Annotated in this window: 18 protein-coding genes; 8 read left to right on the top strand and 10 right to left on the bottom strand. The window is 59.3% G+C overall.

The annotated features are described in order from the left end of the window. Positions 1-693: 693 nt before the first annotated feature. The 4 genes from J3P94_RS13950 to J3P94_RS13935 all read right to left on the bottom strand — a co-directional run bounded on the left by J3P94_RS13950 (position 694) and on the right by J3P94_RS13935 (position 5,703). Positions 694-2,046: a chemotaxis protein gene (locus J3P94_RS13950; RefSeq protein WP_434568396.1), complete on the bottom strand. Its 1,353-nt coding sequence runs from the start codon at positions 2,044-2,046 to the stop codon at positions 694-696. Next, on the bottom strand, positions 2,043-3,803 hold the full coding sequence (locus J3P94_RS13945) for a hypothetical protein (protein ID WP_434568395.1): 1,761 nt from the start codon (positions 3,801-3,803) through the stop codon (positions 2,043-2,045). Before J3P94_RS13945 ends, J3P94_RS13950 begins: the two co-directional genes overlap by 4 nt. Positions 3,804-4,490: 687 nt before the next feature. After that, on the bottom strand, positions 4,491-4,697 hold the full coding sequence (locus J3P94_RS13940) for a hypothetical protein (RefSeq protein ID WP_434568394.1): 207 nt from the start codon (positions 4,695-4,697) through the stop codon (positions 4,491-4,493). Between the two features lie 409 nt (positions 4,698-5,106). Then, a complete protein-coding gene (locus J3P94_RS13935) occupies positions 5,107-5,703 on the bottom strand; it encodes a TetR/AcrR family transcriptional regulator (protein WP_434568393.1) in 597 nt (198 codons plus the stop codon). A 444-nt stretch (positions 5,704-6,147) separates the two neighbouring features. On the opposite strand from J3P94_RS13935, the gene J3P94_RS13930 reads away from it, so the two are divergent. From J3P94_RS13930 to J3P94_RS13895, 8 genes are all read left to right on the top strand, one after another. After that, a complete protein-coding gene (locus tag J3P94_RS13930) occupies positions 6,148-7,164 on the top strand; it encodes an SDR family oxidoreductase (protein ID WP_434568392.1) in 1,017 nt (338 codons plus the stop codon). Positions 7,165-7,231: 67 nt separating this feature from the next. After that, the gene (locus J3P94_RS13925) at positions 7,232-8,737 is read left to right on the top strand and encodes a class I adenylate-forming enzyme family protein (RefSeq protein WP_434568391.1); all 1,506 of its coding nucleotides are present in this window, start codon (positions 7,232-7,234) and stop codon (positions 8,735-8,737) included. Further along, complete coding sequence (locus tag J3P94_RS13920) at positions 8,727-9,338, top strand: HAD-IB family hydrolase (protein WP_434568390.1); 612 nt, start codon at positions 8,727-8,729, stop codon at positions 9,336-9,338. The genes J3P94_RS13925 and J3P94_RS13920 overlap by 11 nt, the downstream gene beginning before the upstream one ends. A 3-nt stretch (positions 9,339-9,341) precedes the next feature. Next, a complete protein-coding gene (locus J3P94_RS13915) occupies positions 9,342-11,123 on the top strand; it encodes an FAD-dependent monooxygenase (protein ID WP_434568389.1) in 1,782 nt (593 codons plus the stop codon). Between the two features lie 82 nt (positions 11,124-11,205). Continuing rightward, complete coding sequence (locus tag J3P94_RS13910) at positions 11,206-12,039, top strand: acyl carrier protein (protein ID WP_434568388.1); 834 nt, start codon at positions 11,206-11,208, stop codon at positions 12,037-12,039. Between the two features lie 87 nt (positions 12,040-12,126). Further along, positions 12,127-15,540, top strand: coding sequence for a beta-ketoacyl synthase N-terminal-like domain-containing protein (locus tag J3P94_RS13905; protein WP_434568387.1), 3,414 nt, complete (start codon positions 12,127-12,129; stop codon positions 15,538-15,540). A 59-nt stretch (positions 15,541-15,599) separates the two neighbouring features. Beyond that, entirely contained in the window at positions 15,600-16,076 is a 477-nt protein-coding gene (locus J3P94_RS13900) for an SRPBCC family protein (RefSeq protein WP_434568386.1), read from the top strand. A gap of 71 nt (positions 16,077-16,147) precedes the next feature. Beyond that, positions 16,148-16,846 (top strand): outer membrane protein, encoded by a 699-nt coding sequence (locus tag J3P94_RS13895; RefSeq protein WP_434568385.1) that lies wholly within the window; start codon positions 16,148-16,150, stop codon positions 16,844-16,846. 52 nt (positions 16,847-16,898) lie between these two features. Here J3P94_RS13895 and J3P94_RS13890 read toward each other — a convergent pair whose 3' ends face one another. The 6 genes from J3P94_RS13890 to J3P94_RS13865 all read right to left on the bottom strand — a co-directional run bounded on the left by J3P94_RS13890 (position 16,899) and on the right by J3P94_RS13865 (position 23,783). Then, positions 16,899-18,056, bottom strand: a complete 1,158-nt coding sequence (locus J3P94_RS13890; protein ID WP_434568384.1) for a TIGR03364 family FAD-dependent oxidoreductase — start codon at positions 18,054-18,056, stop codon at positions 16,899-16,901. A gap of 76 nt (positions 18,057-18,132) precedes the next feature. Further along, complete coding sequence (locus J3P94_RS13885) at positions 18,133-19,152, bottom strand: putative 2-aminoethylphosphonate ABC transporter substrate-binding protein (protein WP_434568383.1); 1,020 nt, start codon at positions 19,150-19,152, stop codon at positions 18,133-18,135. 31 nt (positions 19,153-19,183) lie between these two features. Then, the gene (phnX, locus tag J3P94_RS13880) at positions 19,184-20,011 is read right to left on the bottom strand and encodes a phosphonoacetaldehyde hydrolase (RefSeq protein WP_434568382.1); all 828 of its coding nucleotides are present in this window, start codon (positions 20,009-20,011) and stop codon (positions 19,184-19,186) included. A 19-nt stretch (positions 20,012-20,030) separates the two neighbouring features. Further along, a complete protein-coding gene (locus J3P94_RS13875) occupies positions 20,031-21,746 on the bottom strand; it encodes a putative 2-aminoethylphosphonate ABC transporter permease subunit (protein WP_434568381.1) in 1,716 nt (571 codons plus the stop codon). A gap of 1 nt (position 21,747) precedes the next feature. Then, on the bottom strand, positions 21,748-22,800 hold the full coding sequence (locus J3P94_RS13870) for a putative 2-aminoethylphosphonate ABC transporter ATP-binding protein (protein WP_434568380.1): 1,053 nt from the start codon (positions 22,798-22,800) through the stop codon (positions 21,748-21,750). A gap of 119 nt (positions 22,801-22,919) precedes the next feature. After that, entirely contained in the window at positions 22,920-23,783 is an 864-nt protein-coding gene (locus J3P94_RS13865) for a LysR substrate-binding domain-containing protein (protein WP_434568379.1), read from the bottom strand. Between the last annotated feature and the right edge of the window lie 248 nt (positions 23,784-24,031).

Below are 24,031 nucleotides of genomic sequence, written 5' to 3'. Positions count from 1 at the left end.
GCCAGCTCTTGCCGCACGTCTTTCTGGTTTCGATGAGGCAAGGGGTTACGTCTCTGACAGTAATCCTTCCGCGGTGCCATATGGCCGATTCCATCTGGGACTAATCACGGCAGATGGATGCAGGCCATGCATACTGAATCGAACCTAATCTACTAGACACCTCCAAGCCACATAATGGGATCAAAATACTAGGCGCAATAAGTCGCCAGCTCCTTACAATTACGAATAATCGACCGCTGATGGCGTCATCGACTCAAAAAGCCAGGTCGACAGTGTCCCCGACCTATACGCATCAACAGTCACCTTGTTTAGCGTGAGACAGGGTATATACGTATCCTCCTCGGCGATAGGGTCAGGATGCGACACAAGGGACAACCAAAGCTGCGGCGGAAGCGGCAGCCGACTGTGACGGCATGCCATCACCAATATTGGCCAATGTGCAAGCTGGATAGCAGAGAGGCGAGTGTAGTCACCGCCCTCGAGACATTCCTTATTCAGTGTCACTCGGGCTGCTTTTCCGTCTGCAGTGATAGGGATGTCACACAGCGCCAGCCCATGCGGTGTTTTGCCCAGATAAAGCTGACTCTCGGTGTCCGGCCCAGGCATCCAAAGCTGCTGGTTGCAGTAGCGCATTTCATTTCGTACGAACTCGGAAAACTCCGCGTTGGACGACGTTTCGCCTCGTTGCGTTGCTCAGAGCATGGCCGTGGGTATGAGCACGCTCCCCTTCGTGTGCTGTGTTCGATATTCAGCAGTACTCGCCATGGGATGCCTGATCAGATCCTGGTAGTTGGCGTGGATAGAGGGGTACTGATGGTGCTTCATGAAATTGAAGTGGTAGTGGTTCAGAAGCTCGCAGCAATATTTTTGCGCAAAATCTCGCGACTCACTCATCATCGACAAGAACATCAGGGCGCAGCTGATTTCGATGATTTGCTCATCTGCCACTGGCGAGAACAAGACGCGATTGTTTTTGATGAGCTGGGCAGTGTGACGTCCAAGCATTGATGCTTGAACAGGCGTCTCATCGGGCTCCAGAACACGCAATCTGTCTCCGCCCTGATGAGGCCAGAGGATCCACAACCCCCTAACTGCAATGCGGCCCAGGGTCTCAAACACCTTCAAGTTGATGTCGACAGCACAATGGGAATTGACTGATGAGGCCACTGCATCGCGATTTGGTGTCAACGGCAGGATTTTTTCCTCTATCAGCTCGCCGCAAATCGTCTTGTGCAGCTCCACTAGCTCCTCGAAGGTCAACCCGATACGCTTGTGCCCTACAGACGCCGCTTCTATGTCGCCTTTGACCAACTCCCAGGCTCGCAAGATGACTACCTCACTTGCGCGGTAAGGTGCCTCCAAATTCTGTTGATCACGCGCCCAGACAAACAGCACGGATAGGCAAATGTACATCTGTCGCAGGGTGGCTAACCGTTGCGCGGGGAGCTGATTTTCAGCTTTAACAAGCCCTTCCACGAGTGCTGTGAAATGCTGAATCGAAACGTCAGGCTCGTCGAGCATCGCGATGGATTTCTGGAACCTCGATTGAAGGGCTTTGCTCACATGTTGATGCTGTAGCACTCCCTCTGCGAGCAAGCCTGCCATGTAATCACCGTTCCACTCCTGAAATGAAATCCGATCATTACTTTCTCTGGTAATGAGGCCCGTGAGGTTGTCCCGTACAGCCTCCTTAACGATCCCTCCAAAGCAAAGGCAGATGACGATTTTCAATGAATCGTACTGACCGGGGATTCGCTTGGGAATGTAACCGTCAATGATGTCGTTGATTGAGCAGCGTACACCTTGGGGCACTGCGTCCCACTCAGCTCTCGTCAAATCGCCCTGTTTGATTGAGAACAGATAGAGCTTCTGTTCACCTTTCACTGCAGGACTAACGGCGGCGACGTCGACACCGAACTGGCGAGGCCCTGTGGACGGGCGCGAAATCACGTTGTAGCCCAGCTCGCTTAGCAGGTCAGGCAGAACGACATCAAGTTCATCGCGCTCACGCAGGGAGGCGAGGTACTCTCGGAATACAAGTTTCATTGCGAGCGCGGCTCAAGTAGGAAGGTGAAGATCGTTAATTCCAGCGTGGTGGGATCTAACACCGACTGACGAGGTAAATGAAAGGTGTGCTGAACGGTAGCAAGGGATTGCTCCATGCGCCGCATAGGCGCGACCTGATCGTTAGCATCATTTTGTGCTTGGGGAAACTCCGCAATCCAACAGGCCATGCCGGTGCCATATAGCAGGACTTTTTCATTGACCAGACTGCTGAAAATGGAGCGTTTTCTCGCTTCCGCCATATCGTTCTGCATTTTTTCGTTACGTAGGTCATGCTCCAGCTGGCGCTGACGCTCCGAAGGCTGTAGCTCCCGAATATGCGCGTCCCCCAGGCCATCCAGGTATCCTCGCAGCGCCGCCATAACTCGTTGAACGGCCTGCGATGCCAGATCTGCGGGATTCTCGGCAATTTCGTTCAGATAGTCTGAGCCCAGGCCAGAGTAGTTAATAAGGATTGGGTCAAATAAAAGGTTCTCTAGCGCTCTCAGGGTAGCTCCGGTGGCACTGCGCATCATGCAGACAACCAGTGAGGCGGCGAAAAGAGGTTTTGCGAGGAAGGTTCCGATCGCTTTACGTGCGATGAAAGGGTAGTCACTTTCCAACAAATCCGGCATGCGAGCGAAATCAAACGCAAACATCCGCTCCTCGCTGCCTTGTAGAAGTCCACTTCTGAGCGATAGGCACAGGGCCAACGAGCCAGACCGCAGCCAGGACACTACCCACTCACTCAGCCGAGAGTCGTCTCCACTCTCAAGTTCATGCACCACTGAGTCAAAATGATCAAAAGGCACGCCGGGGTCAGTGGCAATCAGCCTTTCGACTACGCCACGAGCCAACACGACATCCCCAAATTTGATGAACTGCGACAAGACGATATCCAGCAAATTTACGATTTCATCCTCTGGCTGACCTGAGGCCACGAGGGTAAGGAGATCGTTACGTACTTGGAGGCTGTATGCGTCTGCGCCTGCCAATAGTGCTTGGCCGACTGCTCTTTTTGCCTCCAGACGAATGGGAGCGGCAGCTCGTTCGACCAACTTTAAAACTGAAAGCTGCGAATCAGCTGACGCGTCTTTTAACCAAGCAATTGCCATAGCGAGAAGCGCATCTCGCACAGATGGTTCGGCCTCGCGCTCGATCACGCTGGAAACGGCATTGCTGAGGTCAACGTTTGTGCCCAGCGTTCCAGATGACAAATTGCAAAAAGCTCTGGCGGCTTGGGCCCGCTCCTGGGCATCACCGATTTGAAGGAATTCAATGCCTTTTGTAGTGAACAGCGTTGGATCGACCGAAAGACCAGCGGATATGCATACTTGCAAACAGTGGAATCTGCGAGCAAGAGGAGCGCCCGACTCGATGAGGTGCAGCAGCTCTACGGGGCGATGAAATTCCGCTTGGCACCATTTCATCGACTCCGTGAACACCAGGTGGTTGAGCATCGGATCCTCCTGATGGACCGCCCCAGCCATGAGCTCAAGCAAGTCCTCACAGTTGAGCGCAATGGCGCCCAATGCTGGCACCAGGATTCCCAAACCTAGATACAGCTCATGGTTCGAGTAGGCGGGCGCCTCAGGAAGAGGGAGGAGTGCGCGTAGATTAATCTCCTTCGCTTGGTGGGCGCTGATCAACACTTGTGAATAGGCATCGGTATCATGCCGCCATCTGTCCTTGAATATTATATCTAGCAGTCGGCCTTCCGCGGCTGCGATTGCGATCTCTTCCTGCGTTGGGATGGTCATCTCAGCTCCTTCTTAGAAAACCGTATTCAGAAGTCGCCTAGCCCATAGACGCTCCCGATGTTACGACCTCTGATGCTCCGAGGCGAGTGGCCATCATGCATCAAACCGGTATCATGCGCTGGGCTTTCAGGAGGCAGTTGGTATAAGTTTGGCCGCTAAAGTCCACGACTAGCGACAGGATTTACTGGGTGGTTTTTAGGATCCCCAAAACTTGACGAGTCGCTGTAGCTTGGCGCCGCCGCTCCCCCCACCGACATCTAGGACGTTTATGAATCGATCCATCGCACTGCGAACTTATTGGGGCGATTGGATGAAGATTTCGATGAACGAGACCCAGCTCGTCAAGCTCAAGGTACATCTCCAAGCGGACTCAACCGAACCCATTGCCTTGGGCGGATACGTCTTTCGGCCTCAGGGAGACGTTCTCTATTTTGCAAATAGCGGAATACCCTCCAAATACTATTTTGAGATGTCGCCGTTGCAAGTCATCGCTGTCATCGATGAGGCGTTGAATGCAAGGTATTAGCTATCCATGCGATGGGTGCATGGGGAAGGTCAGCATCTTAAGCCCGATCCGAAAAGGAATTTAACGATGGCCATTCCTGTCGATTTCAATGCAGCACGATGGTTCACCCTGAATACCGTCGGAGGCTCGCGCCTATGATGTATAGATCTACGCCTTACGACTCATTCACTGCACACAATATCCATATCATCCAACAAGGCGAGAATCGCCTCAAAGTGACAGGCCAAGATGGCCTCATCGATATCCAGATCTCGGGTTTTGGCATAGGTGTAGAAAGCCTGGATCGCACGCAGGTGCGCTGCGGCGGTGTTGTATGCACGATGCCTGAGCTTGAGCTGGACGTAGATGAATGGGACTAGCTTGGGCAATGGCGCCGCCTGACCATCCTGCACAAGCAGCGGTACACGCTGACCAGAAGCGTAACGGCACTGAATCAGATTTATCGGCGGCCACCTCACTCAAGGACTCGCCATGAACACGAAGGATATGGCCCGTTGAGAGAGTGGACGTCAGAAGCGGGTTTGTCGAATCAGTACCTTATGAATCCCATGAACATTTCTGACATAGCATCTCGTTTAACATAATATACATTATGCGTAACAAGATGTTTCGCCTTGACGGCCATGCCGGGCTCCTTTTCAGTACTCACGGCAACTCTGGCTTTCCCCGGAACCTGATCCCGGACCGTCTGGCTCAAGACGCTCCGCAAAGACGGCCTGCCAACTCTTCGTGCGGTAGCTTCACGCTGATCGCCGACTGCCTGACCAGCTTGCATTCCTACAATGGCTCCGCCGTTTCGATGAGCGAATTGAGCACCAGCTTGATTTCCGCCGCCGGATCTTTATGTCCTTGCAATATCAAACCCTCCGACAGCGCCGTGAAAGTCTTCGCGAGTGCTGCGTACGCCAACGGAGGTTTCTTGCCGGCATGGTTGAAAATGATAGTGATCAGCTTGCCCAGCGCCTCGCTGTTTTCTTCATGCAGATCGTAGTAGTGCTTTGCGAACGCTTCATCGCGTAACGCGATCAGTTGCATTTCGGCATCGAGGATGGCGCAGTTCGTATTGTTTTTAAGTGTATCGATGTAGGCGTTCAATCCGTGCGCGAGTTGCTCTGCGGTATAACCCGCAGCCAACGTATCGCCCAAGCGGTCTATTTCAACCCGCTTGAAACGCTGGGTCAGTTGCAGAAGCAGTTCCGACTTGCTTGAGAAGTTGGAAAAGAACGCACCTTTCGAATAACCTGCCTCTTCAGAGATAATATTGACACTGGCGGCGTGGAAGCCTTTTTTGATCATGAGGTCAGTGGCGGTATCAAATAACTTGTCTCGTGTTATTTGCTGGCTTTCCTCGCGACCTAATCTTTTTCTAATCACGCCCTCGGCTCCTTTGGCCCAATATGTTTGTTTGTAACTAGATGAAACAGTTCAGTGAATCAGCTGTTTGCACCTTACCATCCGTACCCGTCCTTTGCATTTAAAGTTTTAAATCTGGCATGTAATCGCCACCTATTTTTGGCAGGATCGGACGACAGCGAGGTGACGGTTTTCATCAAAATGCAACGGATTCAGAGCGACCACTGCCCTGCCCCCTTTGGGGAAAAAACCGCTTACATGCCGGAAAAATGGCGTCATCAGCCTGGCGAATTCGTTGAGACATTGCGTCTCAGGCCCGTACCAGACACCTCGGCTTTCACTCGATAGTGAAATACCGCTTGATTTCCAGATACCGAATGGTTTTTACTGGCGCCGTTGGGTCATCCAACGCCTGTTCAGCGACGAAGCTGCACGAGCAGGCTACCTCACAGGAGCTGGATTTTAATGGAATATGCCTTTGTTACAGGTGCTACAGGCCTGCTTGGGAACAATGTCGTCCATGCACTTTTAAAACGAGACATCAAAGTAAGGGCGCTGGTACGTTCCATTGAAAAAGCGAAGAAGCAATTCGACGGTTTGCCCGTCGAACTTGTCCAGGGCGATATGCTTGATGTTGATGCATTCAGCCATGCCCTTGAAGGCTGTGATGCCTTGTTTCATACAGCGGCCTATTTTCGCGACAGCTATAAAGGCGGAAAGCATTGGCAAAAGCTCTACGATACCAATGTAACCGGCACCGAGCGGTTGTTGCAGGCCGCCTATGCTGCGGGCATTCGCCGTGCGGTCCACACTTCCTCCATCGCGGTCCTGAAGGGAAACCGCGATCAGGTAATCGACGAGACCATGTCGCGCGACGAGTCCGAGGCAGACGATTACTACCTGAGCAAGATCCTGTCTGAACAGAAGGTTCAGGAGTTCTTGTCGCTGCATCCGGACATGTTCGTCGCGATGGTTTTACCCGGTTGGATGTTTGGCCCAGGCGACATCGGTCCTACCTCGTCAGGTCAGTTCCTGCTGGATTTCGTAGGACAAAAATTGCCGGGGGTTCTTCCCGGGAGTTTTTCAGTCGTGGACGCCCGTGACGTGGCGGAACATCAAATCGCGGCGATAACACGTGGCCGATCGGGAGAGCGTTATCTGGCTGCCGGCAATCATATGGACATGAAGACTATCTTTCGGGCATTGGCCAACGTCAGCGGGATAAAGGCACCGGAACGGCCTGTTCCGTTGTTCATGCTGCGTCTTATCGCTTTCGCCTATGAAATTTATTACCGGGTTACTAAAAAGCCGGTGCTTATCAGTACTTCCACGGTCAAGCTCATTGAGCAGGAACAAGGGAGGACCCATTTCAGCCACAGCAAAAGTTCAAGTGAACTGAAATGCGCGTTCCGCCCGGTTACTGAAACCCTGACCGATACGCTGGACTGGTATCGGAACAATAACTACATAAAGCTCAACTGAAAAATTAGCCTGCCTCTGCAGTACTTATTTATCTGGCCATGACTTCAAGGATTGAGAGGTTGGTGGAATGAAAAGCCTTACCTGTAAAGAAGGTTTCCTGCATCGCTTTGTCGGTTTTTCGGATTTGCACCCCGACGCCATCGCTATCAGGAATCTTGATGCGGAAGAAACCTTCACGTACCGCGACTTGCTGAACAAGGCCGAAGCGTGCAACGGTTTGCTCCATGCCCTTGGGGTGTCGTCCGCAGAGAAAGTTGCGCTTGTCTTGCCCAATGGGGTGGATTTCATCGCCTATTATCTGGCGATCATTGGCCATGGTGCTATCCCCGTCATCCTTAACCACAAGCTGACGACGTACGAACTGAGCAACGTGCTGGGCCTCGCCGGGCCCGCATTGACCGTCACGACCGATTCGTTGTTCGAGCAACACCGCGAAGTCTTTCAGTCGGTCCGTTGCCTCGTCGTCCGCACCGCCGATGAGCAACCGTTGTCGTTGCCCGAACACGCAACGGCCGCCTCTGATCTTTCGCATCAGCTCTGGCCCTTGTCGCTGCCTGAAGGCAACCCGGTCGTTTCGGTACAGTTCACGTATCGGGGCGTTGGCATGCCGCTGGCTGTTTCTCATCGTTATCTGGACCTGACGCAGTCAAGCGACGGCTTGCACGAGCAGTTTCACCCTCAAGGCCTTGGGTCGGTCCACTTGGTGACCCTGCCGCTGTACGCGATCTTCGGCCTGTCCGTGATGATGGTTTTCCCGCTCAGCATCGGCGCTACGCTGCTGATGACCAACAGCCTGCTCAACAGGGACCTGGCGCAAGTCTTGTCCGAGCATCAGGTGTCCTTTGCCTGCCTGGTGCCGGATGTCATCCGCTACTTCAATACCCGACTGGCCAAACGCAAGGGCCCACGGCTGCCGCTGCATCCACAACTGATGATTTATTCCGGCGGCAGCCATCTGCCGGCGGATGAAGCGCAAAAGCTTGGCGATTTGCTGGGGTGTGGCCCTGTATTGCAAGGCTACGGACTGACGGAAAGCATGCCGGTGATTGTCCAGAGTTCGGTCGGCGAGGTGCATCGCGGTGCGATGGGCCAACCGATCGGTGGTGTCGAGTTGCGAATTGTCGATGGTCAGGGCCGCGACGTGGCCGTGGGGCGTATCGGCGAGCTGCTGGTACGCGGCCCGATGGTTATCCCAGGTTATGACGATGCGCCGCAGATAAATGCCCGGTTTTTCCGTGACGGCTGGTTCCACACCGGCGACCTGGTCTGGCAGGACAACGATGGGCACGTATTTTTCTGCTGCCAGCGCCTGCGCATCTCGAAAATCAAAGCGCAGATGATCGACCTGGAAGAAATCGAGTCCATTGCCCTCAAGCACCCCGGTTCAGTGCGGGCAAAGGCCTACATCGTCCCGGACCATAAAGCCATCAACGTACTGCACTTGTCTGTGGAAGGTAGCGCAGAGCTTAGCCAGGACAGCGTATCCACCCTGCTCGCCCGTTACCTTTCCGCCTTCAAACTCCCCAGGAACATACAGATTGTCCCTCTCAAGGAAGAGATCCATGCACGCTGATCACACGCGACCGGTGCTGGCCGTTTTCGATTTCGACGGCACATTGACCGACAGGCATACCTTCTGGCGCTACATGCGTTTTATCGTCGGAACCCGGCCCTTCTGGCTCAGGATCATCCCCCTGCTGCCAAAAATGCTCAGCGTGATCCTGGGAATCACACCGCTGATGCAGGCGCGACTGGCGTTTATCGCCTGCTATCTGGGAGGTCTGAGCGTCGAGCAGGAGCGCGAACATGCCAGGTACTTCATCAGCGAACAGTTGCCGCTCTGGCTCAGGCCCGAAGCGCTGCGTCGGCTGAAATGGCATCAATCCATGGGACACGTCACAGCACTGGTCAGCAATTCGCCGGAGAACTACCTGATCCCGTGGGGGCAGGCAGTTGGTTTCGACTACGTGTGCGGCACGCGCCTGGCGACGGCCCGGAACAAGCTGACCGGGGGCATATCGGGGGCCAACTGTGTCGATGGGGAGAAAGTCAGGCGCCTCAAAGGCTGCGTCGGCAACCTTGAAGATTTCTACATCTACGCCTATGGCGACTCGTCAGGCGACGAGGCCCTGCTCAGCGTTGCCAACTCTCCCTTCTATAGAAACTGGTACTGACAGATGAATACTCTGAGCACTTTCGTCCCCGCGCATTACAAACAACCGGGCAAGGCGCCGGCGGTAATGATCGTAGGCGCCGGCCCTATCGGCTTGTCGCTGGCGATCATGTTGCAGGAATGGGGCGTCGCTTTTCGTATCATCGAGAAAAACGCCGGTCCCTCCACTGCGACCAAGGCGATGGCGATCCATTCCAGGACCCTGGAAATTTTCCGCGACCTCGGCGTCGCCGACCAGGCCATCAACGATGGTTTTACCATCAATCAGTTTTCGGTGCAGTCCAACGCCCGACGGGTACTGAATTACAACTTTTCCTGCCTGGATGCTACCTATCCCCTGCTCCTCAGCCTGCCGCAGCCGCAAACGGAAAAGATCCTGCTGGAACGATTGACTGAGCTGGGCGTGGAAGTCGAATGGAACACCGAGCTGGTGGACATCGAGAACCAGCCCGAGTCCGTACGGGTCACGCTGCGTCATGGCGACGGTCGCGAGGAATCCTGCACCAGCCGCTGGGCGGTGGCCTGTGACGGTGCTCGCAGCAACATCCGAAAACGCCTGGAGATGACTTTCGAGGGATCGTCCTACGATCGCTTTTTCATGCTCGCCGACGCTGACATCGAGTGGTCCGGCAGCAAGGACGAAGGCGCTTTTTTTCTTGGCGCGCAGGATGGGTACGTGGCGGTAGCGCCGATCAGCGCACAATCGCGTTATCGGCTGTTCATCGAGATGCCCTACGACTTGCCACCGGAAGGCGAGCGCCCCTCCTTGAGCCTGGAGAACTTCCAGCGGTTGTGCGAGGGACGTGGGCAGAACATGACCCTGTCGAACATCTCCTCCACCACCATTGCCTCTTTCCAGCATCGCCGGGTGCAGTCATTGCAGCAGGGCTCGGTGTTCCTGGTCGGCGATTCTGCGCATATCGGCAGCCCGATCGGCGGCCAATGGATGAACCTGGGAATCTCCGAGGCCTACAACCTGGCGTGGAAGATCGCCTATGTCGATCAAGGCCTGGCGGATCCGTCACTGCTCGACAGCTACAACGAGGAACGTTATCCGGTGGCCCTGGAAGTCGAGAAGACCGCGCATCGGTTGACCGGGTTGATCACCGTAAGGCAACGGGCCCTGGTGTGGCTGCGAGATAACGTCCTGCCACTGCTGAGCAGCAGGCCCAAAATCCAGCGCAAACTGCCCTCGATGATCTCCGGCCATCAGTACCACTACGCCAAAAGTGACTGCATCCAGGAGGCGCTGACGAAAAAGCAGCGCCGCAACTGGACCAGGAAAGGAGCCCGGACGGCGTTCCAGCCGCCGGTGCCTCGCGCGGGGCAGCTGGCACCCGATGTCGAGCTTTGGCAACAGCAAGGGGCGCTGCCGGCGCGCTTGATCGACCTGTTCCACGGGACGTACACGTTGTTGATCTTCACCGCGGCGGATCAATTTTCTCCCGTCTTGCCAGGCCACTATGCACTGGCCGAGTCAGTAGAAAAAGATTATCCAGGCATCAAGGCCTACTGCGTGGTCGACGCCCTCAGCAGCGCGGAACTGCCGGCATGGCACTCGACATTGCTGGACCCCGACTGGAGGCTGCACAAGCGTTATCACGCCAGCGAAGGCACGCTGATGCTGGTTCGTCCTGACGGGTACATCGCGTTCCAGGGCGCCGACGCGATGACACTCGTGACGTACCTGAGCGTAAGGTCCGGATTGCTCAAGGCCTCGAGGAAAACCGCTTCCCCGACAAGCGAGGCAGTGCAAATCCAGCGGCCCGTCGCAACCGCTCACTGATTGCTTGACGGCGCCCTGCCCGGGCCCACGACTTTCGATGCTCGTCTAAAACACCTACCGATTTACGGTTAAGGAGAACCTCATGCGCTTGCAACTCAATGAAGTTGTGCAGGAATTCATCGTGTCCAACGGGAAAATAGCCCATAGCTATTTCTCCCTCTCGGAAAAAATCATCGATTCACTCTGCGAATCCAACATGGCGAAGGAATCGATCCTGATGCGCCTGCTGGAACAGGCTGAATCGGTCACCGCCCATTATTTCAATGCCCACCAGCAGGTGCTGGAAGGCGTCTATGCCCATGGCATCGAGGCGGCTGCTGGTAGAAGCGTCGCAACGCTGGGGCCCGTGCCTGCACACTCGACCGTGTTGGCCGCGGCACCGTCGTCGGAGCAACCTGTCGCCCTCAGCTATGAGCAATGGTTGCGCGCCGAGATCAGTTCGGTCACCGGCTTCAAGAACGAGCAAATCGACTTCGAACGAAGTTTCGAAAGCCTGGGCATCGACTCGCTAGGGCTGGTTGATATTTTCGAGTCGTTGGCCCAGCACTTCCCGGACAAGAAAGAACAGACCTCGGAACTCTTCGATGCCCTGACCCCTACGGTACTGCTGGCCAGGCTTGCAACCGATCCGAAGCCGTCTGCCGCACCTTCCGAGGCGCCGATGCCTGGCTCCGCCGATGCGCAGACGCAGCTCGGCGCGGTGCTGTTCAACGCTCTCTCACCGCTGGTTTCGGACGCACCGCAGCCACTGGACGTCAATACGACTTTTACCGATTTGGGACTCAACGGTTTCGACCGGCAAGCCCTTTGCCAATCAATGGCGCAAGAGTGCCCCGTCAGTGAGTTTGCTGGTGAGGCACTGATGTCGCGTCGTACCCCGGAAGACGCATTGGCGCTTCTGGCAAGAATGGGCTGAGGTCCGACGGCACACGCTTCCCGCAGATGGAATGGACACCGGGTGATCGCCAGGTCACCCCGCTTTTTGGCAATCAGGAGACAGGGTATGAGTGGCGCGGTAACGACAGCGGGCGAGTTGTGCTTCAGCGCAATGGCCGGCGAATTTCCAGGGGCTTCGTCCACCGACGCACTTTGGCACTTGCTCTCGCAGGGCGGCATAGCGCCTATCCAGGCAATGCCGGCGCGCTGGGAGTTGCAGAAGGCGTCGATATTTTCGAGCAAGGCCGGCGAAAAGGATCGTGTCTACCTGGACAGCGCATTCTGCCTTTCAGATGACCCATCGATGCCTTCCCGTCATGAAGGCCGGCAGGTCGCGATCGGCAAGAACGTGCTCCGGACGCTTTTTGCCGAACTCGCGGCGCAAGGCACGGTATTGAATACCGAGCGAACCGCATTGGTGGTCGCGACGTCCTGGAGCGATGAAAGTTATTTCGCCACGGCAGTGCCCGGCGGTACCGACACGCCATCCGGTTTCACGCCCGGTGAACAGGTGGCCGGGCTGGCGCGTGCTTTTGCCTTGGGCGGCCCGGCCTTATCGGTGGACACCGCTTGCAGTTCGTTCCCCTATGCCATCGACATGGCCAAGGCTCTGCTCAACAGTGGCCAGGCGGACAAGGCGATCATCATGGCGCTCAACACCGTTCTGCCCCCGGCATTGTTCCTCGGTTTCTCCCAACTGACGGCTTTTTCCGCCCGGGCCAGCATGCAGGCGTTCGGCGAGGATGCCGACGGTATTGTGCCGGGCGAATGCGCCACGGCTTTTCTGGTCGAGCCCGTGGCCGATGCCCTGAACGCCCGACGCCGGCCGCTGGGCGTGCTGAGAGGGTTGGGGCTTTCTGCCGATGGTGCCGAAGGATCGGTGTTTGCACCGGGCAGGCAGGCCCAGTATCGCGCCTATCAGCGGGCTTACATGGACCTTGATCCAGGCCGCGTGGATTACATCGAAACCCACGGCACCGGCACCCCGTTAGGGGATGCGACCGAACTGGCCTCGCTGAACAGCTTCTTCGCTGCCCATCGCAGCGCCGAGGAGAAAATCGCCATCGGTTCGATCAAGTCCGTTATCGGCCATCCCTTGGCTGCGGCGGGAGGCGCTTCGCTGGCCAAGGCGTTGATGATCCTGCGCCACAAGGGCATCCCACCCCAGCCGGACTACCGTCCCAGTCTGAAAGTCGACGACACCTGCCTGCGCCTGGCGACACAGCGAGTCCAGCCACTGGAGGATCGTCAATCGCCGATCCGCATAGGCATTTCCAGCTTCGGCTTCGGTGGCGCCAACGCCCATCTGGTGGTGGATGAATATGTGCCCGATGGCCTCCCTGCCCCCACGCCGGTGGCTTCAGGCGTGCAGATCCTGGACCTGGCGATAGTCGAGGCGGAAGCCGCACTGGGCGGTTGCGATTCACTGCACTCGTTCAAACGGCGGCTTGAGCAACCGGCTAGCCCACCGGTCGCTTTCCCTTACGGGCGTTTCGTCGATTGCAAGGGGGCCTCGGCCGGGCCGTTGTCGGGGAGATTCCTGAACCAGGACCGCGTCATCGATATCGACGGTTTTGGCATGGGGCCAAAGCCCCTGGCCCACGTCGACCCCTTCAAATTGTTGATCACCGACCGCGTCAATCACCTGTTGCGGCGCCTGCCAGGCGTTGCCGGATCGGCCGGTACGGCAATGGTCATGTGCTGCAACATGGGCGGGGAGCGGTTCAGCAATGCCTACAGCAGTGCCGAGCAATTCTATTCACGGGCCCAAGGCAGCCCGCCGGGCGTGGAAGTGACCGACGTGGCAACCATGTTGCCGAACATGTTGTCCGGCTACCCGGCGCAGATTTTCGATTTCAAGGGTTTCCATCAGACCCTGGCCGGCTCACCAGGACTGTTCTGGCAGACCCTGCTGGCGTCCCGGCAATGGTTCGACGACGGCATCACGACGCTGCTGCTCGGAGCCGGCCGCTTCATCAGCGGCGAGATCGAGGTCGACCGTGCTCGCCGCAGCGCTACGCCGCAAGGTGAAGGGCTCGGGCTGCTTGCGCTGCGCCCTTATCGAGCGGGTTCAACGGACACGCCGCTGCTGGTGATTCGCGCAGCGGTCCTCGCCCATGCCGCGGCTTCGCTGGACGAAGCGTGCCGATTGGTCGGCAAGGAGCGCGCCCAGTACCCGGTGGTGGAGGTTTGTGAGTTGCAGCCTGATAACACCCCTGTTGACGGGTCGTTGCAGGAGATGACCGGTTTTCTGGCTGAAGCCTGCGGCATCGAAACGCTCTTGTCGGTGACGATGAGCTCAGCGGCTCACACGGTGATCGAGGTGCGTGAGGCCGGCAAGGTTGTGATGTGGCTGTTCACTGAAAAACTGCGGGAATGGAACCCCGCGACGGCGAGCCCCGCCCCTGCGATCAAACACCCGTTCACGTTGCGCTTTGCCCACGAGCCCCATGAGCTGCAGCAGGTCATCACGCCGGTGCATGCCGGCGAAATCGTCCGCGAGCCACAACACGACGGTGTCGATGTGTTGCAACTCAGCGACATGCTGACCAGCACGGTTCTGGCCGGGTTGCGGGTGCGAGTCCGGGCCATGGAGGGGCTGTTCGCCCTGCACCGGGGGGCTCGTACCCAGCGCCCGGCGCCCTGGCAGCGTCGAGCGGAACACGTGGTGATTTCCCACCTCCAGCGCGAGCCGCGTGCGCTGCGGGCACGGCTGGTGGTAGACGAAGGTCACCCGTATTTCTTCGACCATCCGCTGGATCACATCCCCGGCATCCTGTTGCTCGAAGGGGTGATGCAACTGATCGAACTGGCCATGCCCCCGCTGAATGGTCGCGTCGCCTACGTGAAGACGCTCAGCATCAAGTTCCAGCAATACGTCCAGAAGGAGGACGTGATCGACCTGCGCCTGGAGCAAGGCCACGATGGCCAGGAATTTCAGGCAACCGTCATGCAGGCTGGAAAAGTCATGTGCACCTGCGTTCTGGGCATGGCCTACAGCTCGGCCTTCGAGACCTCGCCGGCGGCTGAGTTCGCGGCCGCGCGCTGTGTCGACAAGGCCCTGCTGCACAAGGCCCGGGAGGAAAATGTCATCGTCAGCGCCATGAGCAGCCTCGCCCAGGGGCTGAGCGTGGATACGGTCAGTCTGCCGGATGGGCATTTTTTCCACGAGGGCGATCCCGAGCATTTCTCGATGGTGTATTTCCTTGAGGTTGCCCGCCAGTGCTACATGCAGATTGCCCACGGTCATCTGCGTATTCCGCTCAAGACCCCGATGAACCTGCTGGCCCTGAGTTTCACCCTGGACCGGCCAATTCCGAGGAACAGCCCGTTGTCACTCGCTCCGCAAGCGAGCCTCGGGACGCAGCTTCAATCATTCAAGACCAACCGTATCCATATCGACCTGTTCAACCGGGGCGAAAAGATCGGCCAAGCCAATATCACCGCTCAAGTATTGAGCCAGGCCGCGCCTGCTGCCTGAGGCCGGGCGTTGATCAAACTCAGGGGCACAAGTGTGCCCGCAACAGACAGGGTGTCGCCGTGAACGATGTCAAGGTTCAACTCATAGTCAAATCACCACCGTCGGAAATCTGGAAGATCTGGAGCAATTTCCAGGAAGCCCCGCTCTGGGATACCGACGTAAGCCATTGTCAACTCGAGGGCCCGTTCCAGGCGGGAACCGCGGGTCAGTGTGTGCTCAGCAATGGCTTGAAAATGCCATTGAGGCTGCTGGCCGTGGAACCGCAGGAAAGCTATCGCAACAGCGCGAGACTGCTTTGGATACGGCTCGAATTCGACCACCGGATGCGCAGGCTGTCTCCGGACGAAACCCAGGTCATCCATAGCGCCAGGATCTCCGGCCCGTTGAGCTTCGTGTACCGCGGCCTGCTGCGCAAAATGCTGACGACGGCAATGACCACGGCGCTGGGCAATCTCAGAGCCCTTGCCGAACAACGCGCCAACGCTGTCGACGCCCCGGAGCGCGACAAAGCGCAAGCACATCTGCACCTCGTATGACCTGTTCGCGACGTCAGCGCCGCGCGCCGGCTCTCGCAATCTTTTGAATAACGGCACACTTCGGACCGAGCATGAACTTACTGAAAAACACTCAATACCTGGTGATGGGCATCATCGGCGTGGGCGCTGTCGCCCCGGCGTCCACCTTCGCCGACACGCTGGGCCCCTACGCCAGCCTCATGGGCGGCCTGAACTGGGTATCGGCGCAGGACCTCAACCAGAACAACCTGGATTTCGTCGAGATGGAATTCAACCAGCCGCTCCATTCCGGCTACGCCACCGGCCTGGCGTTAGGCTGGCGCTTCCCGGTCGGGCTGCGCCCGGAGGTGGAGCTCGGTTATCGCGAAAATACCCTGACCCAGTTCAACAACCGGGTCTATGAGGGCGGCGGGAGCATCGATGGCGAAGGCGAAGAGAAAGCCGCCAGCCTGATGGTCAACCTCTGGTACGACGTCTTGAACCTGCCCGCGCCTTTCAACCGGTTTACCCCTTACCTGGGCGGCGGCCTGGGTTACGCCACCCTCACGGTCAGCGGCCTGGAAGCCGGTGGCGTGGAGTTCGGCGGTACTCACCGCGACACCGTCTCGGCTTACCAACTGGGTGCCGGGGTGGGTTACGAGCTGAACGAAAACTGGTCGATGTCCTTGGATTACCGCTGCCTGAAAACGCGCGAGGCGCACTTCGGCGACATCGAACGGCTGCCCCAAGGCGATGTCAGCACCGAATATGAAGCCCAATCGGTGATGCTGGGCCTGCGTTACTGGCTCTGAATCGGCAGCCAGACCGGCGCCTTGCCTCGACGAGGCGCCCTCCTCGGCGACGTCAAGCCGCCGAGCTTTGCCACGGCCCCTCCCCCAGCGCTGCGGCAATTGTACGTTCGCCCAGCGCCAGTCCCACGCTCATGCCCAAGCCGGTATGCATCAGCACCGCAGTGACGCCCTGCGCAGCCGAAATCACGCTGAACGGTCCCGGCCCCCGCGCGCCATATACACCCTGCCAGCGTTCCAGTACATCAATCTCGCCGCCCAGGGTGTGCTGCGCCAGGTCAATCAGGATGCGGTCCACCTGCTCGGCGTTGAACGGTGAAATGTCGCTGCCGTAGACGTGGGAGTCGCCGATGATCAGGTCACCGGAGGGGGTTGGACTGATGAGCAGATGGATGCCATGGGCTTCGAGCTCTGGCTGGTGCGTGCGGATCTGCGTGCGGATGGCCTGCGCTTCAGGCAGGTCGGCAAAGGCGCCGTAGTGCACGCAGCTCAGTCCCGTGAGCAACGCGTGGCGTAACGCCAGGGGCTGGCGCGGCCGTACGCGGAGCATTTGCAAGCCGCACACTTGCGGGTTGAGCCCGGCGATGTGCTCGGCCAGCAGCGTCTGATAGTCATGACCCGAGCACACCACAATGTGCCGCGCGGTAAAGCGTCCGGCGCTGGTGAGCGCGCGGTGGGGTTCGACATCGCGGACCAGCGTCGAAAAATGGAATTCGACGCCCAATGCCAGGGCCAGGTAATCGACGATCTGCGGCAGTGCCTCGCGGGAATACAACTGTTGATCGTCGAGGCCGAGCAATGCCGCGCGGTGATGGGCAAAACGGCCATCGTAAAGCGCCGCCAACGCGTCGCCACGCAACAGCTCGGTGCGATAACCCAATGCTGCGCCCCGCCCGTTCACGAACGCTTTGAGCAGCGCTTCTTCGGCTTCCGTGCGGGCGAACAGCAGCGAGCCTTGCTGATGCATGTGCAGCCCGGCGGCCTGGCCCAGCGTTTTCCACAAACCGTTCGCCTGGCGTGCCAGGTCGAGCATGACACCCGGCGCCTGGCCGCCGACCAGGGCCTGGCCAAAGTTGCGTACCGAGGCGCCCAGGGGCGTATGGCTACGCTCGAACACCTTGACCTTGAGGCCGCGCCTGGCGCCAGCCCAGGCGTGGGCCAGGCCGAGAATGCCGGCGCCTACAATCAGCAGGTCACAGTCGTGCTCAGACATGGAAACTCCTTGAAAACCATCAACGGATAAGGCCCGGCTCGACACAGCCGGGCCTGTGAACAGTACAGAACAGAGCTTATTTGGCGACCGGCTCGGACTTGCCGTCGTAACGCTTGCGCCACTCGGCCAGCACCTTGTCGCGGTTCTCCGACGCCCAGGCGAAATCATTGCGGATCAAGCGTTGTTCATAGTCCGTCGGCAGCTCCGGCAGGCGTTCGGCGATGCCCGGTTGCGCCAGGACCGCGAAGTTCGCCTTGTATAACTGCATCGCCTCGGAGCTGGCGGAGAAGTCCGCGAGTTTTCTGGCAGCCGCTAGCTTCGGCGTGCCTTTGATGATGGCGGTGGCTTCGATTTCCCAGCCCAGGCCTTCGGCAGGCAGGACGATGTCCAGCGGCGCGCCTTTGCGCTTGAGCTGGATGGCCGGGTATTCGAACGAAATGCCGATGGGGAACTCGCCGGCGGCGGCCAGCTTGCAGGGCTTGGAGCCGGAATGCGTGTACTGGCCGATGTTCGCGTGCAGCTTGTCCATGTAGGCCCAGCCCTTGGTCTCGCCGAAGGTTTGCAGCCAGGCACTGACGTCCAGGTAACCGGTGCCGGACGACGCCGGATTGGGCATGACGATCTTGCCTTGGTACACGGGGTTGGCAAGGTCTTCCCAGCGGGTGGGCTTGGGCAGGCCGAGCTTTTGCGCTTCCACCGTATTGAAGCAGATGGCGGCGGCCCAGACGTCCATGCCGACCCAGGTGGGCGGCGTGTCGGCGTCGCGGTATTGGGCGGAAATCTGGCCGAGGTTCGCCGGGCTGTAGGCGTCCAGCAGGCCCTGCTGCTTGAGAATCGCCAGGCTCGAGCCTGCCAGGCCCCAGACCGCATCGGCCTGGGGGCGATCCTTTTCCGCCAGCAGCTTGGCGGTGACGATGCCGGTGGAATCGCGCACCCACTTGATCTCGATGTCCGGGTTTTGCTGCTCGAAGGCCTGTTTGTAGGCCTTGAGCTGCTCGACTTCGAGGGCCGTGTAGACGGTCAGTTCGGTATTGGCATGGGCCTGCAGCACACAGGCGGCAAGCAGGCCGGCGGCCCAGGCAGTGCGTTTGGACATGGTACGGCTCCGTGTCAGTCAGTGAAGTTTTTCAGGCATGGGACGGCAATACGCCGCGGGCCAGTTGTGTGTTGATGTGGTCAATCACGGCGGGCAGTTCGGCGATCGTGTCGATCAGGTAATGCGGACGGCTTGCGGCAAACAAGCCGTCGATGCGCTCGCGTTCGGCCGCCAGTTGCTGCGCCGACAGAGCCTGGAACTGCTCCCAGTCGAGGCCGAGAAAGTTGCCGGAAAACCTCAGTGCCACGGTCCACATCCCTGCCCTGCGGCCTTCGAGGATGCCGGGCTCGGTGTCATCGACTTTCACGCAGGCGGCGACATCGTCCAGGCCCAGGGCGATCACGTTGGCCAAGGCCTGCGCCGGGCCTGGCCGGCCCTTGGGCACGTCGTCGGTGGCGACCACATGGTCGGGGCTGTAACCCTTGGCGGCGGCCAGTTCGACGACCTTGTCCATCACCTGCCGCGGATAGCCGGAGCAACTGCCGATCCTGAGGCCGCGCTGGCGCAGGGCGGCGATGCTCTCCAGTGCGCCGGGAATCAGGTCCGAGTGGTCGGCGACCCTGGCGATCTGCAGCGGCATGAAGCGCTCATAGATAGCAGTCACGTCGTCATCGCTCGGTGCGCGCCCGAACCGGCGCGTAAACCGTTTCGCCACGGCCGGTTGGTTGCACAAGGTGCGGATGTGGTCCCATTTGCCCATGCCCATCGGGCCACGGGCTTCCTCCAGGCTGATCTCGATGTCGAAGCTGGCAAAGGCTTCGACGAAGATCCGTGTCGGCGCGAACGAACCGAAGTCCACCACGGTCCCGGCCCAATCGAGAATCGCTGCCTGCAGGCGAGTTGGTGTTTGGTAGTGCATCAGAGTCTCCAGGAGTTGTTCAAAGGCCCGGCGCCGGCTGGCGCCAGGCCTGGGAGCGGCGCAGCAGGCGGCGCGACAGCATTGCCAGCAGCAGCGATACGCTGGCCGAGGTCAGCAGGATCAGCGTCGCCATCGCGGCGGCCCCGCCGACGTTGCCGGCGTCGTCCATGTTCAGCACGGCCACCGCAGCCAGAACGCTGTCAGGGCTGTAGAGAAAAATCGCCGCTGAGACCGTGGTCATCGCCGACACGAACAGGTAACGAACGATGTCGAGCAACGCCGGCAGGCAAATGGGCAGCGTCACCCGCAGGAAGTGGCGAACCAGCGGGACTTTCAGCGCCAGGGCGGCGGCCTCGAACTCATCGTCGAGTTGGCGCAAGGCGGTGCTGGCCGTCATATGCGCCGTTGTCAGGAAGTGCGCGACCGTACAGACCACCAGCAAGGCCAGGCTGCCGTAGAGGCTGCCGAGCGGATTGCCCGGCAGATTGAAAAAGAACACGTAGCCCAGGCCCAGCACCAGCCCGGGCACGGCCATCGGGACGAAGCTGAGCAGCCGCAGGGTGCGCGTCAATGCGCTCTGCCGAGTCTTCTCGATCAGGTAGGCACCGGTGAAGATCGCCAGGCTGCCGAACGCCGCGCTGCACACCGCCAGCAGCAGGCTATTGCGATAGGCCAGCCAACCGCCGGGCAGTTCGGAGAAGGCATAGTTGTCAAGGGACAAGGACAGGTCGTACGGCCAGAACTGCACGAGCGATGCGTAGACTGCCATGCCGAACACGCCGAGCAGAACGCCGCCGATCAGTGCCGTTATGCTCAGGAACGCTGCATCCCGCCCCCGCGACGGTTGCGGGTGATACACCTGGGCGCGGCCGCCCATGGCTTCGCGTTGAGTACGGCGCAGCCACATGTCCACGGCGAAACTGAGCAATGCGGGCAGCAGCAGAATCATGCCGATCAGCGCGCCGCGACCAAACTGCTGCTGGCCAACGACAGACTTGTAGGCTTCCAGCGCCAGCACCTGATAGTCGCCTCCGACCGTGACCGGCACGCCGAAATCGGTGATGCACAAGGTGAACACCAGGCAGAAAGCCGCGAACACCCCTTGCCGGCTGCCGGGCCAGGTGATGGTGCAAAACGTCCGCCATGGCGAGGCGCCCATGCTTGAGGCCGCGTCGAACAGCCGTGCGTCCGCCAGCGCCAGCGCCGACATCAGCACCATCATGGCATGGGGAAAGGTGTAGATCGCCTGCCCCAGGACAATGCCCCAGAAACCATAGATGTTGCCGGAGCTGAAATCGCGCAGCAGCCCCTGGTTGCCGAACAGATAGATCAGCGCAATGCCGGGCAGCATCGAGGGAGCCAGCAGCGGCAGCAGCGAAAGGCCCCGCCACACCGGCTTTGCGACGATGCAGGTGCGCTGCAATGCGTAGGCGAACGCATAGGCCAGCGGCACGACGATAAGCGCGACGGTCATTGAAACCGTCAGGCTGTTGCCCAGCAGCCAGCGGAAATTGGCACTGGCCAGCAGCGTCAACGCCGCTTGCAGGCCGCCACCCTGGCTGGCATCGCCGCTGAAGGCGCGCCACAGCATGGCGAGTAAGGGCAGCAATACCGCCAGCACCAGCAACACCAGCAGCAGCCACTGACCGCCGCGTATGAACAATCGGTCTGCGAGGTCACCGGGCACCTGAGGTGCCTGCACTGCGGTCGGCTTGAGGATCATCGTGTTTTGCATATCAATTGAACACCTGCAGGCTATGGGCCGGCAGCGCAATTTTCAGCCGCGCCTGGGGCAACCCGGGCATGGCCTGCGGCTCCAGCTCGGCGAGCAGGGTGTGGCCCGGCAACGCGTCCAGCTCGAAGCTCAGCCGGCAGCGGTTGCCGAGGAACGTCAGCTCGCGCAGTTGCGCATCGAACAGGTTGGCTTCGGGCGTCAACGGGTTGATCCGGATGGCTTCCGGACGGCAGAAAAGTCGACCGCTGCGCCCCACGTCAGCGGCCTCCACGCTGAGGCTGAGCCCGCCGACGCGAACCTGTCCGTCGTGCCCGCGCTCGAAAGGCAGCCAGTTGCCCTGGCCGACGAAATCAGCCACAAAGGCGCTCGCCGGCGCGCGGTAGATCTGTTGCGCACTGGCGAACTGTTCGACGCGGCCCTGATTGATCACCGCGATGCGATCGGCCATCAGCATCGCCTCGTCCTGGTTGTGGGTGACCATCAACGTGGTAATGCCCAGGCGTTTCTGCAACTGACGCAACTCGCCGCACAGGTGCTCGCGCACCCGGGCATCGAGGGCCGACATCGGTTCATCGAGCAGCAACAGCGAGGGCGCCGGAGCCAGGGCGCGGGCCAACGCCACCCGCTGCTGCTGGCCACCGGAAAGCTGGCCGGGATATTTTTTCTCGCTGCCACACAGCCCGACCAGTTCCAGCATCTCACCGACCCGGCTGCGGATCGTCTCGCGGTGGTTGCCCGCCAATCCGTAGCCGATGTTCTGCTCCACGGTCAGGTTGGGAAACAGCGCATAGGACTGGAACAGAATGCCGTAGTCGCGAGCCTGCGGTGCCAGGGCGGAGACATCCCGCGCGCCGATCATGATCGTGCCGCGGTCTTGCCGTTCCAGGCCCGCTATGCAGCGCAACAAGGTGGTCTTGCCGCAGCCGGAAGGCCCCAGCAGGCACACCAGCTCACCGGCGGCGATTTCCAGCGATACCCCGTCCAACGCCTTGAAGGCGCCGAAGCCTTTATGGATGTCGCGTATCTGCAGGTCTACGGAAGGTGTTCTTGTCATGACATAACCTCGATGAGCTGTCAGCTCGACGAGGGTCATGGTAGGCAGGCAGTACGAAGGCTTGATTGCAGTTGGCTAAAAGCTGCCGATAGTGACATCAGCGGATTTGTGTAGCGAATTCAGGATGCGCTGGTCTCTCGTGCCAGGCCGAGGAATGCCGACGGCAGTCGGGCCTGGCGGCGCTCCTTGAGGCAGTACAGATATTCGGCGATCAGCGGCGCGCCTTCCAGCTCAACCACCTTGAGCTGTGGATTCTCCGGCACTTCGTGACGGGCAATGATGCTGATGCCGATGTTGCGCAGGACCGCTTCGCGAATCGACTCGCGACTGCCGATCTCCAGCAGCGGCCCGGTCGCCACCCCAGCCTCGCGCAGCAGCGTTGTGGTGAGCGCGCGGGTGGTGGAGCCGGTTTCGCGCATCAGCAGGCAATGCCCGGCCAGGGCGCTCGGCGCGACCCGGTCGTGGCTGGCCAATGGGTGCTCGCGATGTACCGCCAGCACCAGTGGATCGTGCCCCAGCACCAGCCGGGTCAGGCGCGCATCCTCGACCAGTTGCGAGGACGCGGCCAGGTCCACGCGATACTCCTCCAGCGCCTCGATGACCTGCAGTGAGTTGCCGATTTCCAGGGTCACTTCGCACAGCGCAAACTGCTCGCGAAAAGCCTTGATGATATCCAGCACGTAATACGGCGCGGTGGCACCGATGCGCAACGTGCCTTGCACCTGGCCGCTGTTGCGCAGGAAAAACTCGATGTCGGCCTCCTGCTGCAACAGTTTCTGCACCATCGGCAACAGCTGCGCGCCCTGGTCACTGAGTGTCAGGCGGCGCCCGCCGCGATAGAACAGTTCGACGCCGTACTGGGCTTCCAGGCTGCGGATCTGCGTGGTCACCGTCGGCTGGCTGAGCCCGAGTTTCTTGGCCGCCTGGGTGACGCTGGCCAGGCGAGCGACCATGTGGAAAGACTTCAGCTCGGCGCTGAGCATGTCGTGACGCTCCAGAAAAGTGACGGGACAATCTACTTGAGAAAAATGATCTATTTGTGGCGACGGAGCTTGCTCCCGCTCGGCTGCGAAGCAGTCGTAAAGCGCCGGGTGCGGTGTGTCTGATACTCCGATCTGGCAGGTTTTGGGGCCGAATCTCGGCCCAACGGGAGCAAGCTCCCTCGCCACGGGTTTGTCGATTGTCTTGGTTGAACAGCATTACGCTTGCATCGTGGCTTTGACCTTGTAGC

This window comes from Pseudomonas sp. Z3-8 (assembly GCF_051131975.1).
Lineage (GTDB): Bacteria > Pseudomonadota > Gammaproteobacteria > Pseudomonadales > Pseudomonadaceae > Aquipseudomonas.
Note: the sequence above shows the minus strand (reverse complement) of the source record. Positions and strands in the feature narration are given on the sequence as shown.

Excerpts from the sequence above, each read along its gene's own strand:
- J3P94_RS13950 (WP_434568396.1), bottom strand. The coding sequence starts at position 2,046 with ATGAAACTTGTATTCCGAGAGTACCTCGCCTCCCTGCGTGAGCGCGAT.
- J3P94_RS13945 (WP_434568395.1), bottom strand. The coding sequence starts at position 3,803 with ATGACCATCCCAACGCAGGAAGAGATCGCAATCGCAGCCGCGGAAGGC.
- J3P94_RS13930 (WP_434568392.1), top strand. The coding sequence starts at position 6,148 with ATGGAATATGCCTTTGTTACAGGTGCTACAGGCCTGCTTGGGAACAAT.
- J3P94_RS13925 (WP_434568391.1), top strand. The coding sequence starts at position 7,232 with ATGAAAAGCCTTACCTGTAAAGAAGGTTTCCTGCATCGCTTTGTCGGT.
- J3P94_RS13920 (WP_434568390.1), top strand. The coding sequence starts at position 8,727 with ATGCACGCTGATCACACGCGACCGGTGCTGGCCGTTTTCGATTTCGAC.
- J3P94_RS13915 (WP_434568389.1), top strand. The coding sequence starts at position 9,342 with ATGAATACTCTGAGCACTTTCGTCCCCGCGCATTACAAACAACCGGGC.
- J3P94_RS13910 (WP_434568388.1), top strand. The coding sequence starts at position 11,206 with ATGCGCTTGCAACTCAATGAAGTTGTGCAGGAATTCATCGTGTCCAAC.
- J3P94_RS13905 (WP_434568387.1), top strand. The coding sequence starts at position 12,127 with ATGAGTGGCGCGGTAACGACAGCGGGCGAGTTGTGCTTCAGCGCAATG.
- J3P94_RS13895 (WP_434568385.1), top strand. The coding sequence starts at position 16,148 with ATGAACTTACTGAAAAACACTCAATACCTGGTGATGGGCATCATCGGC.
- J3P94_RS13890 (WP_434568384.1), bottom strand. The coding sequence starts at position 18,056 with ATGTCTGAGCACGACTGTGACCTGCTGATTGTAGGCGCCGGCATTCTC.
- J3P94_RS13885 (WP_434568383.1), bottom strand. The coding sequence starts at position 19,152 with ATGTCCAAACGCACTGCCTGGGCCGCCGGCCTGCTTGCCGCCTGTGTG.
- phnX (WP_434568382.1), bottom strand. The coding sequence starts at position 20,011 with ATGCACTACCAAACACCAACTCGCCTGCAGGCAGCGATTCTCGATTGG.
- J3P94_RS13875 (WP_434568381.1), bottom strand. The coding sequence starts at position 21,746 with ATGCAAAACACGATGATCCTCAAGCCGACCGCAGTGCAGGCACCTCAG.
- J3P94_RS13870 (WP_434568380.1), bottom strand. The coding sequence starts at position 22,800 with ATGACAAGAACACCTTCCGTAGACCTGCAGATACGCGACATCCATAAA.
- J3P94_RS13865 (WP_434568379.1), bottom strand. The coding sequence starts at position 23,783 with ATGCTCAGCGCCGAGCTGAAGTCTTTCCACATGGTCGCTCGCCTGGCC.